The organism is Xanthomonas protegens, from assembly GCF_038442435.1.
Taxonomy (GTDB): domain Bacteria; phylum Pseudomonadota; class Gammaproteobacteria; order Xanthomonadales; family Xanthomonadaceae; genus Xanthomonas_A; species Xanthomonas_A sontii.
Window position 1 is genome coordinate 16,546 of record NZ_JAQJCQ010000010.1, and the last position, 13,657, is coordinate 30,202.

Annotated in this window: 12 protein-coding genes; 7 read left to right on the forward strand and 5 right to left on the reverse strand. The window is 65.8% G+C overall.

Features of this window, described 5'->3' with window-relative positions; translation table 11 throughout:
- The first annotated feature begins 406 nt into the window (after window positions 1-406).
- Both PIQ37_RS12470 and PIQ37_RS12475 read left to right on the forward strand, forming a co-directional pair.
- Complete coding sequence (locus PIQ37_RS12470; RefSeq protein WP_170268151.1) at window positions 407-571, forward strand: hypothetical protein; 165 nt, start codon at window positions 407-409, stop codon at window positions 569-571.
- Window positions 572-685: 114 nt separating this feature from the next.
- Window positions 686-2,251, forward strand: a complete 1,566-nt coding sequence (locus tag PIQ37_RS12475; RefSeq protein WP_342073721.1) for an asparagine synthase-related protein — start codon at window positions 686-688, stop codon at window positions 2,249-2,251.
- Between the two features lie 320 nt (window positions 2,252-2,571).
- On the opposite strand, the gene PIQ37_RS12480 is transcribed toward PIQ37_RS12475, so the two are convergent.
- Complete coding sequence (locus tag PIQ37_RS12480; protein WP_342073722.1) at window positions 2,572-4,335, reverse strand: alpha/beta hydrolase family protein; 1,764 nt, start codon at window positions 4,333-4,335, stop codon at window positions 2,572-2,574.
- A gap of 430 nt (window positions 4,336-4,765) precedes the next feature.
- The gene (locus PIQ37_RS12485; protein ID WP_342073723.1) at window positions 4,766-5,773 is read right to left on the reverse strand and encodes a LacI family DNA-binding transcriptional regulator; all 1,008 of its coding nucleotides are present in this window, start codon (window positions 5,771-5,773) and stop codon (window positions 4,766-4,768) included.
- Between the two features lie 95 nt (window positions 5,774-5,868).
- On the opposite strand from PIQ37_RS12485, the gene PIQ37_RS12490 reads away from it, so the two are divergent.
- The 5 genes from PIQ37_RS12490 to PIQ37_RS12510 are packed head-to-tail and all read left to right on the forward strand — an operon-like array spanning window position 5,869 to window position 10,491.
- Window positions 5,869-6,921: a sugar phosphate isomerase/epimerase family protein gene (locus PIQ37_RS12490; protein WP_342073724.1), complete on the forward strand. Its 1,053-nt coding sequence runs from the start codon at window positions 5,869-5,871 to the stop codon at window positions 6,919-6,921.
- Window positions 6,922-6,948: 27 nt separating this feature from the next.
- Window positions 6,949-8,166, forward strand: a complete 1,218-nt coding sequence (locus PIQ37_RS12495; protein ID WP_342073725.1) for a nucleoside permease — start codon at window positions 6,949-6,951, stop codon at window positions 8,164-8,166.
- 11 nt (window positions 8,167-8,177) lie between these two features.
- Entirely contained in the window at window positions 8,178-9,302 is a 1,125-nt protein-coding gene (locus tag PIQ37_RS12500) for a Gfo/Idh/MocA family protein (protein WP_342073726.1), read from the forward strand.
- 19 nt (window positions 9,303-9,321) lie between these two features.
- Window positions 9,322-10,176, forward strand: a complete 855-nt coding sequence (locus PIQ37_RS12505) for a sugar phosphate isomerase/epimerase family protein (RefSeq protein WP_342073727.1) — start codon at window positions 9,322-9,324, stop codon at window positions 10,174-10,176.
- 36 nt (window positions 10,177-10,212) lie between these two features.
- Complete coding sequence (locus tag PIQ37_RS12510) at window positions 10,213-10,491, forward strand: c-type cytochrome (protein WP_407136657.1); 279 nt, start codon at window positions 10,213-10,215, stop codon at window positions 10,489-10,491.
- Between the two features lie 93 nt (window positions 10,492-10,584).
- Here the strand turns inward: PIQ37_RS12510 and PIQ37_RS12515 are convergent, their stop codons facing one another.
- Genes PIQ37_RS12515 through PIQ37_RS12525 form a run of 3 tightly spaced genes read right to left on the reverse strand, consistent with a single transcriptional unit; the run spans window position 10,585 to window position 13,629 of the window.
- Window positions 10,585-11,328, reverse strand: coding sequence for a 3-keto-disaccharide hydrolase (locus PIQ37_RS12515; protein WP_342073729.1), 744 nt, complete (start codon window positions 11,326-11,328; stop codon window positions 10,585-10,587).
- 43 nt (window positions 11,329-11,371) lie between these two features.
- A complete protein-coding gene (locus PIQ37_RS12520) occupies window positions 11,372-11,944 on the reverse strand; it encodes a gluconate 2-dehydrogenase subunit 3 family protein (RefSeq protein WP_342073730.1) in 573 nt (190 codons plus the stop codon).
- Window positions 11,944-13,629 (reverse strand): GMC oxidoreductase, encoded by a 1,686-nt coding sequence (locus PIQ37_RS12525; protein WP_295918772.1) that lies wholly within the window; start codon window positions 13,627-13,629, stop codon window positions 11,944-11,946. The genes PIQ37_RS12520 and PIQ37_RS12525 overlap by 1 nt, the downstream gene beginning before the upstream one ends.
- Between the last annotated feature and the right edge of the window lie 28 nt (window positions 13,630-13,657).

The following is a 13,657-nucleotide window of genomic DNA, read 5'->3' on the forward strand; positions in this document are numbered from 1 at the left end:
CTGCGCCACAGATCCAACCAGAGCCAGTGCAACAGCGATGCGGCCGCCTGGAGCGCACATGCTCAGGCGCAAGCGCTCACGGTTTGGCCGACGCCGGCACCGCCTACGTGCTGCACAGCGAGCACTCAGCAGTTCCAGCGCGCGAGTGTAGAACGCCCAGCGATGCGCTTCGGCATGGAATCCATGCCCCCCGCCGGGGCGTACATCCTCCCCACCGGCACATAGCCCCCCAGCGTCGCCTCAATGCGCATTAGTGGTGCATGGGCAACGCAGATCGGCATTCGAACCTCTCAATACAATATGTTCATATGAAACTATTGAAATCTTAAAGATCTTGTCTTGCTACAGGCGCGGTGCTAGGTTCTGCTCGTCGCCGCATGACGACATCTAGAAAAGGAGCTTTGTGATGAAAATCCAAGATGGCAAGCTTGAGAAACAAGATTCTCCATCCAATCCTTTCGCTATCCAGCTCGACGAACCCATGCAAAATATCGCAGCGCCTGGCGTCTGCGAGATGAAGCCTTATCTTGGTGAGGATTCTCGCGGGTACTCCACGCAACCTGGCGGCTAAAACGACGGCGATTGCACCAAAGGCATCGCGATAAAGAGCGCCGCCATCAGGCGGCGCTCTTCTGTTCTAAAGCGCGATAACCATCCGACGCCGATCGCAGGCAGCCGCGTCGCCATGATCAAGGCCAACGTCGCTTTTTCCGACCTCGAACATTCCCCGGTGTGGCAGGACAATATCCTGTGTCTCGGGAACAGCCAGATCGCGCCCTACCGTCACCCTGCGCTGGAAACCGTCGTGGTTCGCACGCAGGGACAGTGGTTCGCGACGGTACGCGAGCGCTGCACGGATGTCGAATGGAAAAAAGACGATACGGGCGTGCTGGTCGATGCCGATCGATTCAACCGGCTATACAAAGAGGCTCTGCTATGGCCGCTTGATTATCTCATGATCGAAGTGGCCCAGGCCGGATCCCGACTGAAATTGCGCGCGGGCCTTCTCGCATCGGTGCCGGTCTATTGCCGGGTCACCGATGACGCAGTAGAACTCTCCTACGATCTGGCCGACTTTTTTTCCCGACCCACCACCATCGACCTGGAGATGGCCAGTCGGCGTCTCGCACTTAACGCGGACTACTCCGCCAGACAGTTGTGTTCGGGTGTCGTAATGCTGACAGAACGCGCCACGCTTTACGCCGAGCCGGGCAAGACGCGTTACGTCTATCCTTCGCCTGCTGAAATCGGATCGCCTTCCCAAGAAGAACTGATCGACTACGGCGTAGAGCGATTCGAGCAGTTGTTGCATCGTGCCATTTCGATTCGTCCCGCGTCGAAGCGGGTGGCCACGGAGTTGAGTGGGGGCATGGATTCGGCGACCGTTGCATGCGCTCTGACGCGATCGCATGACAACATCCTGAGCTTTGGAATCCTGCTCGACGAGGGAGACAGTCAAAACCAGGCACAACGCCGTCGCATGCTTGTTGAAAAGCTCGGCCTTCGCGACACGAGCATCCCTATCGTTTCATTCCCACCAACGCTCGATCTGCAACCGAGTGCGGCTCGACCGGACTATCCCCTTGTCGAGTTCTATCTCGAAGCGTTCGAACATTTGTGGGACTGCGCTCAAGCACAGGAAAGCGAATGGCTTTTCACCGGTATTGGCGGAGACCAGCTGTTCCCAATGTACCGGAACGAGGAACATCCCAGCGCAGGTCCCGGTAGCGGGGTGGCTTCAGAAGCCAAACGTCGCGCGAACCTGTTGTTGACGCCCCGAGCGCTCACTGCATCGCGTTCGATCAGTGGATTTGATGCTCCCACCGGTCTGTTGTCTGCATCCGTATTGGCGTCGAACGCGTGCCAGGCTCCCCATCTGCTTCGGCGAGGCCTCTGGCCTGTCAATCCCTTAAGCGATCCACATCTGGTGGCTTTCTGTCGGGGCCTCCCCCTCGAGTGCCGTAAAGATCGAGAAACGATGTGGCGCTATTTACGGGCCAACGTAGGCGACATATTTTCGCGAGACTATTGCAAGGAAACGTTCGCGCATGTGCTCCCGGAGTTGATCGCACATCACGCCAAGACGATCGCCGTGCAACTGAGCGAATGCGCCCTTGCCGACTTGGGCTTGGTCGACAGAGACGCCGTCCTCCAACTGCTGGACGAGTTGGTGGCGACGCGCGCCCGCCCGCTGACGGCACCGTTGATCTCGTTCCTTTGGCTGGAACGTTTCGTTCGGCAGTTTGCCTGACAGTCGCACTCAGCAGGTCTCGAAGCGGCCGTCCCGGCAGACCCGGATGTGGCTGCACGACGGTGTCGAAGCGGTGGTCGGCACTTGATGCTGCGCCAGTTTTCACCTCGCAGATAAGCCCGCGGCACACGCTGAGCAGGGGCAGGCTCAGCCCCGCGCCATCCACGACGATGACGGCGGCAAGACCTCCAAGTGCCACTTGCTCACACTGAGCTAGGGCATTCACCCCGCATCAGTGCGATCCGGAAGCACCAGACCGCACTGATGCCGCACAGCTGCGGCGCACGGAACCTCGGCGCGCCTGGTCAGGCGACAGCCCCTTACGGCTTCGCTGCCACCGGCGCCGCCTGCGCACCGCCCAGCGACTTGCTCAGGAACGCCAGCAGCCGGGTGTAGAACTCGCGACGATGCGCCTCGGTGTAGAAGCCATGGCCCTCGGTCGGGACGTACAGCGTCTCCACCGGCACGCCGGCCTTCTTCAACGCCGCTTCCATCTTCTTGGAATGCTGGATGGGCGCACGCTCGTCCTCGCCACCCGCCGCCAGGAACACGGGCACCTTGATCTTGTCCGCCAGATTGACCGGCGAAATCGCGGCCAATCCATCGCCCGTCCCCATCCATTCGCGCAAGAAATTCTGGCTGGCATCGCGCAGCTGGGCATCGCCCCTGACATACATCATCGGCAGGTCGTAGACACCGACATAGCCGGCCGCGCAGCGATACAGCGTCGGTTCCTTGGCCACGCCCATCAACGACGCATAGGCGCCATAGCTGGCGCCGTACATGCAGATGCGCTGCGGGTCGGCGATACCTTGGTCGATCGCCCAGCGGGTGGCATCGGTGACGTCGTCCTGCATCTTGCCGCCCCATTGGCCGGCACCGGCCTGCTGGAACGCGCGCCCGTAGTTGCCGGAACCGCGATAATTGACCTGCAGCACCGCGTAACCGGCGCTGGCCAGGATCTGCGCATCGTCATCGAACATGCCCTTGTCGGATTCGCCGAACGGGCCGCCATGCGGCATCACCACCATCGGCACCTTGCCGGACTTGGCCGCCGCCGGCAGCGTCACGAACCCATGCAGTGGCAGGCCATCTCGCGCCTGCAACACGATCGGCCGCACCTCGGCCAGCTTCGGCGGCTGCAGTGCAGCACGGCGCGCGAACACGAAATCGGCCTTCTTGGCGACGGTGTCGAACAGGTAGAACTCGCCCGGATTGCGCCCGGACTGCACGTTGACCAGGTTGAGCCGGCCGTCGCGCGTGCTCGAGGTGACGTAGACCGCCTGTCCCGGGAATGCCGCTTCCAGCGAGCGCTGGGTCTTGGCTTCGGGCGAGGCGCTATCGAAGAACAGGCTACGCGGCGTGTCGCCCAACACCTGGACACCAACCGGGACGCGGGTGCCATGGCGATAGATGATCGCGTAGGGATCGGCCAGGGCATCGCGCGCCACCACCTTGCGCTCCCCGTTGTCCACATTCCAGGACTCGACCACGTCGCTGCCCTTGGCCTGTTGGACCAGGAGATAGGCGGTATGTCCATCCTCGGAGAACCCAATCGGCAATTCCACGTGTTGGCTGACGTTTTCGTCGTTGATCAGCTTCCAGTCGCTGCCCTGCGCATCGCGATAGAACAGCTTCTTGGCATTGTCGGCATCGGCTCCCGAGGCGAAGCGCACATTGCCTTGCTCATCGCTGTAGAAATCTGCACCACGCACCTTCGGCGAACCGGTCAGCAATCGCCGGCGGCCGCTATAGACGTCCATGACTTCGGTACGGCTGTAAGGATCCTGGCTGGTGCTGAACGGTTGCGCCTGGATGATGTAATTGCGATCGTCGCCGGGTAGCGGCCCCACCCACTGGGCGATGACCTTCTCCACCTTCTTGGTCTGGATCAGCGTGCCCGGCCCGTTGCCGGTGACGCGCTGGCCCACCAACAGCTCCGCCGCGCCGCCGTCGGCGTTGATCGCGAACAGCTCTCCGGTGCCCCAGGGCCGGTCCCGCTGCCCGATCTTCTGGACCATGTTGAACAGCACGCGCGTGTCGTTGACCCACACGAAATCGGAGACGTGGGTGTTCTTCTCCATCGAGAAGCTGCCGACGATCTTGTTGTCGGAACGGCGCATGATCGCCAGCGCGGTCCGATCCTCCAGCGGCACCGTCGCCGCGTAGTACTCGCCGGTCGGCGACAACTTCAGCGTTTCGACCTGCTCCTTGACCAGATACGGCGCCAGATCCACCTGCGCCCATGCATTCCCCGCTCCCAGCAGACACAACAACGCGACTGCGTACAGTCCCCTCTTCATTCCTTGTTCCCCTGTTCCTGTTGGCGTCACGTACGTGTGAAGTCTAATCCAGGCGCTTGTCCGATGGCGTGCCGGAAGCTGGGCGCCGACCTCCGACGACGTCGGGGCGGGAAACCAAAAAAGCGTGCTGCCCGGAGGCCGCACGCCCGTCGTCTGCCGTGGAAACGGCAGCGCGCACCGATCAGGCGCATCGCCGCCGCCCTGGCGTCACCTACTCTCTCGGCGCGCCGGTCGACCCGCGCACCATCAAGCTGAAGTCCAGCGTCTGCTGCAACGGCACGTCCACCCGTTCGATGATGGCTAGCAGCAGGTTGACCGCGCGGACACCGATCTCCCGCATCGGCTGCCTGATGGTCGTCAACGGGGGGGTGAGGTAACTGGACGAGGCCAGGTCGTCGAAGCCGACGATGGACAGGTCGTCCGGCACGCGGATACCCAGGTCCCGGCAGGCCGCCAGGGCACCCAGTGCCATCTGATCGCTGAAGCAGAAGATCGCGGTCGGCGCGGGTGTACGGCCCAATAGCGCCATCGCCGCCGCATGGCCGGATTCCACGGAGAAGTCGCCCGGCACGACGGTCAGGTTGCGCAGGCGGCCGCGCGCCTTGGCGCAGGCGCGAACCCCTTCCAGTCGTTGCTGATGCAGGGGATTGTCGGGCGGGCCGCCCACCACGGCAATCCGCGCGTGCCCCAGTCCATACAGGTGTTCCATCACGGCGCGCGCGGCGGCCGCGTTGTCGATGTGGACGCTGGGAATCCCCAGCGCCGGGTCGAACTCGCAGCCGTTGACCACCGGCGCGGCGCCGCCCTGCTGTTTGACGATCTCACGCGCCGTCGGCGGCAGGCGGTGCCCCAGCACGATCAGGCCGTCTGCCTCGTTGCGCGGGAGCATCTGCGCGTAGCGCTCCTCGCGGTCGGGCTGGTGCTGGGTATCGCCCAGCAGCACGGCGTAGCCGACCGCCTGCGCGGCGTCCTCCGCGCCCTGCAGGATCTGGGCGAAGAAGGGATTGGCGATGTCCGGGACGGTGACCAGGAGCTTGCCGCTGCGCTGGGTCTTGAGCGTCCTGGCCACCGTGTTGGGTACATAGCCCAGCGCGGCGGCGGCCTGCTCGATGCGCGCGCGCGTGGCGGGCAGGACTTTTTCCGGCCGGGAAAGCGCCCGCGACACCGTGCCCGCGGTGACGCCGACGTGCTTTGCGATGTCGTAGATGGTTGTCGCCATGAACTGAGCTCTGGTGTCTGCTGTGCAGTGCACAACGGGTCTTGCGGGAGGCCCATGCTAGGATGATTCAATCGATTGCATGAGGGCGAATCACGTTGAAGACGCTCAAGGGTCCAGCGCTGTTCCTGGCACAGTTCATCGCCGACACACCTCCCTTCAATCGCTTGGACACGCTGGCCGAATGGGCCGCGGGCCTGGGCTATTCTGGCCTACAAGTACCGACCAGCGCGCCCCACCTGTTCGATCTGGCCCAGGCCGCGCACAGCCAGGCGTACTGCGACGACCTCGCCGGCATGCTGGCCGGGCATGGCCTGCAGATCACCGAGCTGTCCACCCACCTGCAGGGACAGCTGGTCGCCGTCCACCCCGCCTACGACAGCCTGTTCGACGGCTTCGCACCGCCGGACAAGCGCGGCAACTCCGCCGCCCGCCAGGCCTGGGCGGTGGAGCAACTGCAGTTGGCCGCCAAGGCCAGCCAGCGCCTCGGGCTGACGGCGCATGCCACGTTTTCCGGCGCGCTGGCCTGGCCTTACTTCTATCCCTGGCCGCAACGCCCGCCCGGACTGGTGGAGGAGGCCTTCGCCGAACTCGGCCGCCGCTGGCGTCCGATCCTGGATGCCTTCGACGCCTGCGGCGTGGACCTGTGCTTCGAGATCCACCCGGGCGAGGACCTGCACGACGGCGCGACCTTCGAGCGCTTCCTCGACGTGGTCGACCAGCACCCACGCGCCAAGATCCTGTACGACCCCAGCCACCTGCTGCTGCAGCAGATGGACTACCTGGGTTTCATCGACCGCTACCACGCGCGCATCGGCATCTTCCACGTCAAGGACGCGGAGTATCGCGCCAGCGCGCGCAGCGGCGTCTATGGCGGTTACCAGAACTGGATCGATCGTCCGGGGCGGTTCCGTTCGCTAGGCGATGGCCAGATCGATTTCAAGGCGATCTTCTCCAAGTTCGCGCAATACGATTTCCCGGGCTGGGCGGTGCTGGAGTGGGAGTGCTGCCTGAAGCATCCGGAAGATGGGGCACGCGAGGGAGCCGCGTTCATTCGCGACCACATCATCCGCGTGACCGAACGCGCCTTCGACGACTTCGCCGGCAGCGGCGCCGATCCGGCATCGCTGCGCCGCATGCTGGGAACCTGAGTCATTACCGCCCTGGGAGGGGACGCCATGACGCACACCATGTCGCGCTTGGGCGCGATGATGTTTCTGCAGTTCTTCATCTGGGGCGCCTGGTTCGTGACCCTGGGCACGTACCTGGTGCAGGGGCCGCTGCACGCCAGCGCGAGCCAGGTGGCGACGGCGTTCCTCAGCCAGTCCATCGGCGCCATCGTCGCGCCGTTCCTGGTCGGCCTGATCGCGGATCGCTATTTCGCGGCGCAGCGCATCCTGGGAGTGCTGCATCTCGCCGGTGCGGTACTCATGTGGCTGGCATCCACGGCGACCAACTTCGGCGTGTTCTTCGCCTGCGTCATGGGCTACATGCTGCTGTTCATGCCGACGCTGGCACTGGCCAACAGCGTGGCCATGCGGCACATGCAAGCGCCGGAAAAGCAGTTCCCGCCGGTGCGCGTCGCCGGCAGCGTCGGCTGGATCGTGGCCGGCGTGCTGATCGGCTGGCTGGGGTGGGAACAGGCGCATCGGCTCGAGCTGACGTTCCGGATGGCGGCGCTGGCCTCGCTGGCCCTGGGCCTGTACGCCTTCACCCTGCCGCACACGCCGCCGCTGGCGCAGCAGCGCGACGCCGGGCTGGGGCAGATCCTGGGGCTGGACGCGCTGCGGCTATTGAAGTCGCGCTCCTATCTGGTGTTCTTCCTGGCGTCCATCGCCATCTGCATCCCGCTGGCGTTCTACTACAACTTCACCAACCCCTACCTCAACGATCTGGGCGTGCGCGGCGCGGCCGGCCTGCAGTCGCTGGGCCAGGTGTCCGAAGTCCTGCTGATGCTGGCCATGCCGTTCCTGTTCGTGCGGCTGGGGGTCAAGACCATGCTGGCGGTGGGCATGGCGGCGTGGGTGGTGCGCTACGCGATGTTCGCTTTCGGCGATGCGGGCGGCGGCTTCTCCCTGCTGGTGATCGGCATCGTGCTGCACGGCATCTGCTACGACTTCTTTTTCGTCACCGGCCAGATCTACACCGATGCGCATGCCGGCCCCGCCGCGCGCAGCAGCGCGCAGGGCTTCATCACCCTGGCCACGTACGGCGTGGGCATGCTGATCGGCACGTTCCTGTCCGGCGCGGTAGTGGAGCACTACACCACCGCGACGGGGCCTGACTGGCAGCGCATCTGGCTGTTCCCGGCCGGCGTCGCGCTGCTCGTGCTGGTCGCCTTCCTGCTGCTGTTCCGCGACCGGCCCGCCGTCGCGACCGCCCCCTCCGCACCTTGAGGATCCCCCCGATGCCCAAGCTTGGAATCGCCATCGTCGGCACCGGCATGATCGGCGCCGTGCACCGTCGCGCGGCGCTGCTGGCCGGCGCCTCGGTCCGTGGCGTCGCCGCCTCGTCCCCGCAGCGCGCACGCGAGGTGGCGCAGGCGTGGGATGTCCCGCATGCGTATCGCGATATCGAGGAGGTGGTCGCCGATCCGCAGGTGCAGGTCGTGCACGTCTGCACACCCAACCATCTGCACCGCGCCATGGCGCAGGCGGCACTGGACGCCGGCAAGCACGTGATCTGCGAGAAGCCGCTGGCGACGACGCTGGAGGACGCCCGGGCGTTGGCGGCCCTGGCCCGCGCGACCGGGCTGGTCGCCACGGTGCCCTTCGTCTACCGCTACCACCCGGTGGTCCGCGAGGCGCGCGCCCGCATCGCCCAGGGTGAGCTGGGGCCGCTGCGCCTGATCCACGGCAGCTATCTGCAGGACTGGCTGCTGGACCCCGCCAGCAACAACTGGCGCGTGGACCCGTCGCTGGGCGGCACGTCGCGCGTGTTCGCCGACATCGGCTCGCACTGGTGCGACCTGGTGGAATGGGTGAGCGGCGAGCGCTTCGCCGAGGTCAGCGCCGCGTTCGCGACGGTGATCGCCGAGCGCGGCACCAACACCGGGCAGAGCTTCACCACGCCGGCGGCGGGCGGCGCGATGCAGACGGTCTCCAGCGAAGACGTGGCCATGGCGATGCTCAGAACCGGCGCGGGCACGCTGGCTTCGTTGACGGTCAGCCAGGTCTCGGCGGGGCGCCGCAATCGCCTCTGGTTCGAGATCGATGGCGCCCAAGCCAGCGTGGCGTTCGACCAGGAGGACGCCGAACGCCTGTGGATCGGCCGGCCAGACCAGCGCGAGGAAATCTTCGTGCGCGGACCGGGTGCCGGCAGCACCGAACAACGCCGGCTGGCGACGCTGCCGGCCGGGCACGCGCAGGGCTACGGCGATTGTTTCGAGGCGTTCGTCGCCGACACCTACCGCGCCATCGCAGGCGAGCGGCCGGAAGGCCTGCCCACCTTCGACGACGGGCTGCGTTCGGCGCTGATCGTCGATCGCGTCATCACATCGGCCAGGACACGCGGCTGGACACCCATCGATTGACTCCCGGGAGGACTTCCTGATGAACACAGCGACACGCAGAACCGCAACCCTCGCACTGCTGCTCCTCGCGGCCCTGCCCGCCTTCGCACACGACACCACCGGCGCGCAGGCCCCCATCGCCGTGCAGATGTACACGCTGCGCAACGCCGGCACGCTCGACCAACAGTTGAAGATCGTCCATGACGCCGGCGTGGGTGCGGTGGAAACGGTCGGGACGCAGAACGTCAGCGCGGTGGAACTCAAGCAGTTGCTGGACAAGTACGCGATCAAGGCGATCTCCTCGCACGTGCAGCTGGCCGACCTGCGCAAGGACCTGGACGGCGCGGTGGCCTTCAATCGGTCGATCGGCAACACGACGCTGGTAGTGCCTTACCTGGACCAGAAGGAGCGGCCCACCGATGCCGCAGGCTGGACCGCACTGGGCAAGGAGCTGGGCCAGCTCGCGACGCGGGCACGCGCCAAGGGCATGCGCCTGGCGTACCACAACCACGACTTCGAGCTGGTCGACTTCGATGGCAAGACCGGCCTGGAACTGCTGTTCGCCGCGGCCGGTCCCGATCTCAAGACCGAACTGGACTTGGCCTGGGTCGCACGCGCGGGCTACGACCCGGCGGCGATGCTGGGCAAGTTCAAGGGCCGCATGTTCGCGGTCCACGCCAAGGACAATGCACCGAAGGGCCAGGCCGAAGACGAAGGCGGCTTCGCCGCGGTCGGCCGGGGCGTGCTGAACTGGAACGCGATCCTGCCTGCCGCGGCCGCGAGCGGCGTGCAGTGGTACATCATCGAGCACGACCAGCCGCGCGATCCGGCCAGCGTCGTCCGGACCGGGGCGGAGTACCTGCGTGAACACCTGCCCGCCAGCACACAGCGCTAGCACGCAAAGGAGTTCCGCTTGAAAACGATCACGACGATGGCCGTGGTGCTGCTGGGGGCGACGCTTGCGCCAAAGGCCTGGGCCAAGGACGACCCGGCGGCCGGCGCGCAGCTCTACGCGAACCACTGCATTGCCTGCCACGGCCCGACGCGCGCGGGCGTCCCGCCCACCTTCCCCGCACTGACCGACGTGGGCAAGCGCCTGCAGCCGGCGCAGATCAAGGAGAAGATCCGCAAGGGTGGCGGGCTGATGCCGCCGTTCTCGCAGCTGTCGCAACAGGACGTCGACGACCTCGCCAGCTTCCTGGCGCAGTAGGGCCCGCCCTCCATTCCCGGTATGCCGCGTTGGGCGCGGCATACCGGGATCGCCGACACGCCCCAGGCGATCGGCGCCGACTGCGCGCCGACCCTACAGCTCGCGCACCCAGATGTTGCGGTAGCTGACCTTGGAATCGTGCTCCTGCAGGAAGATCGGCGCGCATGCATGCGGCGCGTACGACGGCGCGCCGATGTATTCGGTCTTGCCCGACAGCACGGTGTCGTTCTGCACCAGGACACCGTTGTGCAGGACAGTGATGCGGGCGGGTGACGTGAGTCCGCCGCCCTCCGAGAAACGCGGCGCCGTCCAGATGATGTCGTACACCTGCCACTGGCCCGGCGCACGCGAGGCATTCACCAGCGGAATGGCCTGCTTGTAGATCGCACCGGCCTGGCCGTTGGCATAGGTCGGGTTGTTGTAGCTGTCGAGCACCTGCAACTCATACAGCTCCTGCAGGAAGATGCCGCTGTTCCCCCGCTGCTGGCCGTCGAAGCCACGGGTCGCGGTGGGCGTGCGCCACTCGACGTGCAACTGGATGTCGCAGAAGCGCTGCTTGGTGCGAATGCCCCTGCTGCCCGGCACCACGGTCAGCGCGCCGTCGGCGACGCTCCAGGGCACGCGTCCGCCCTGCTCCGACTCCCAGGCCGACAGATCCTTGCCATCGAACAGCACGATCGCGTCGGAGGGCGCGCCGCCCGGGGGCGTGGCTACGGTCGCGGGCACGGGCTTCCACACTTCGGTCTTGGCAGGATCGCGTGCGGGGTCGCCGTCGGCCTGCGCGACCGCAGGCGCCACGGCCAGCAGGCAGGCCGCCATCAGCAGGGATCTGGTCATCGTGTTTCCAGGAGAAGGAGGAAGGGCGAAGCGTGGCGCTCCATCAGCCGGTGGCCCAGGCGGGCGTGCCGGGAACGTAGGTGATGTCTTCATAGCGGCCCGGCACGGCGACGTAGCGCAGCACTTCGGTCGCGCCGACCTCGGAGGTGAAGAAGCCGAAGATGGTCAGTTGCTTGATCATGGTGAAGGGATGCGGCATCGCGTCCGCCGCGTCGGCGGTGCCGGTGTCGGTCACGTCGATGGCCTGCGCCCTGGCCTCCGCATCCAGGGCGCGCAGCAGTTCGGCACGCGCCTGCGGGGCGAGCGACACGAATCGACCGCCGGCACGTTTGTCGATCTCGACCAGGCCGGCGCGGAACGCCGCCTGCTGCCGCGGGGTGTAGCAGTCGGTGACGAATTTCGCCATGAACGCGCCGGCACCGGCGTCCTTCGCCCCCGGCGTCTTGGTCCGCGGCAGGATGGTCTCGGCGATCTCGTCCAGCGTGCCGATCTCGACGGCGGAGAACAGCACCTTCGTTCCCGTGGCCGACGCCTGTGCCGGGGCGAGCGCGGGCAGGCCGACCATCGCCGCGCCCGTGGCGGCGAAGATCATCTTCAGCAGTTCGCGACGTTCCATTACAGGTTCCCCGCTTTCAGTTCGCGCACGGCATGATCGGCGGCACGTGCGGTCAGCGCCATGTAGGTCAGCGAAGGATTCACGCAGCCGCTGGAGGTCATGCAGGCGCCGTCGGTCACGTAGACGTTCGGCGCGTCCCACACCTGGTTGTACTGGTTCAGCACGGAGTTCTTGCGGTCCCGGCCCATGCGCGCGGTGCCCATCTCGTGGATGCCCTTGCCCGGCGCGTAGTCGCCATCGTGCATCTTCACGTCCTTGACCCCGGCCGCCTCCAGCATCTCGGCGGCATCGGCGGCCATGTCCTTGCGCATGGCCTTTTCGTTCTCGCGCATGGCCACGTCCATCGCCAACACCGGCAGCCCCCATTTGTCCTTGCGCTGCGGGTCCAGGCGAATCGTGTTGTCGTGGTGCGGCAGCATTTCGCCGAATCCGGTCATGCCGATGCGCCAGTCGCCCGGCACGGTCAGCGCCTCCTTCAGGTCGGCACCGATGTTCAGCTCGGCGATCTCGCGCGACCAGCCGGTGCGGCTCGCACCACCCTGGTAGCCGAAGCCGCGCAGGTAGCCGCGCTTGTCCATGGCGACATTGCGGAACCGGGGGATGTAGAAGCCGCAGGGACGGCGGCCGAAGTAGTACTTGTCCTCGTAGCCCTCGACCCGGCCGGAGGCACCGGCGCCGAAATGATGGTCCATCACGTTGTGCCCGAGCTCGCCGGACGACGACCCCAGCCCGCCGTCCCAGACATCGGTGGCCGAGTTCATCAGCAGCCAGGTCGAATTGAACGAGGACGCGTTGAGGAAGATGACATTGGCCGTGTACTGGTAGGTCTGTCCGCTCTCGGCGTCGATGATCTCCACGCCGCGCGCACGCTTGCGGTCCTTGTCGTAGAGCACCTCCTTGACGATCGAGAAAGGCCGCAAGGTCAGGTTGCCCGTCTTCATCGCCGCCGGCAGCGTGGCCGCCTGGGTCGAGAAGTAGGCGCCGAAGGGACAGCCCAGGATGCACTTGTTGCGATACTGGCAGTTGACGCGGCCCTGCTCGACCTTGGGCTGGGTGATGTTCGCGGTGCGCGAGTGGATCAGGTGCCGGGTGCCGCCGAAGGCCTTCTTGATCCGCGCGGCGACGTCCTTCTCGACGATGTTCAACGGGATCGGCGGCAGGAACTCGCCGTCCGGCAACACGTCCAGTCCCTCGCGCGTGCCGGCGATGCCGGCGAACTTCTCCACGTGGTCGTACCAGGGCGCGAGGTCGGCGTAACGGATCGGCCAATCGGTGGCGATGCCGTCCTTCAGGTTCGCCTCGAAATCCAGGTCCGACAGGCGATAGCTCTGCCGTCCCCACATCAACGAGCGGCCGCCCACGTGATAGCCGCGGAACCAGTCGAATCGCTTGATCTCGGTGTAGGGCGATTCCTTTTCGTTGGCCCACATCCCCTGCAGGTTCTCGACCAGGGCGTAGTCGCGCATCAGCACCGGGTAATCGGCCTTCATCGCCTGGGTCGGGCGGTTGCGGTGCGGGAAATCCCACGCCTCCTTCATCGCGTTGACGTAGTCCTTGACGTGCTCGATGTTGCGTCCGCGTTCCAGCATCAGCACCTTGAGTCCCTTCTCGGTCAGCTCCTTCGCCGCCCAACCGCCACTGATGCCCGAGCCAACGACGATGGCGTCGTAATGATTGTCTGCCATGGGTTCTACTTCACCTCGGTGGATAGCG

Coding starts and splice junctions, on each gene's coding strand:
- PIQ37_RS12470 (WP_170268151.1), top strand. CDS start 407: ATGAAAATCCAAGATGGCAAGCTTGAGAAACAAGATTCTCCATCCAAT.
- PIQ37_RS12475 (WP_342073721.1), top strand. CDS start 686: ATGATCAAGGCCAACGTCGCTTTTTCCGACCTCGAACATTCCCCGGTG.
- PIQ37_RS12480 (WP_342073722.1), bottom strand. CDS start 4,335: ATGGAGAAGAACACCCACGTCTCCGATTTCGTGTGGGTCAACGACACG.
- PIQ37_RS12485 (WP_342073723.1), bottom strand. CDS start 5,773: ATGGCGACAACCATCTACGACATCGCAAAGCACGTCGGCGTCACCGCG.
- PIQ37_RS12495 (WP_342073725.1), top strand. CDS start 6,949: ATGACGCACACCATGTCGCGCTTGGGCGCGATGATGTTTCTGCAGTTC.
- PIQ37_RS12500 (WP_342073726.1), top strand. CDS start 8,178: ATGCCCAAGCTTGGAATCGCCATCGTCGGCACCGGCATGATCGGCGCC.
- PIQ37_RS12505 (WP_342073727.1), top strand. CDS start 9,322: ATGAACACAGCGACACGCAGAACCGCAACCCTCGCACTGCTGCTCCTC.
- PIQ37_RS12510 (WP_407136657.1), top strand. CDS start 10,213: ATGGCCGTGGTGCTGCTGGGGGCGACGCTTGCGCCAAAGGCCTGGGCC.
- PIQ37_RS12515 (WP_342073729.1), bottom strand. CDS start 11,328: ATGACCAGATCCCTGCTGATGGCGGCCTGCCTGCTGGCCGTGGCGCCT.
- PIQ37_RS12520 (WP_342073730.1), bottom strand. CDS start 11,944: ATGGAACGTCGCGAACTGCTGAAGATGATCTTCGCCGCCACGGGCGCG.
- PIQ37_RS12525 (WP_295918772.1), bottom strand. CDS start 13,629: ATGGCAGACAATCATTACGACGCCATCGTCGTTGGCTCGGGCATCAGT.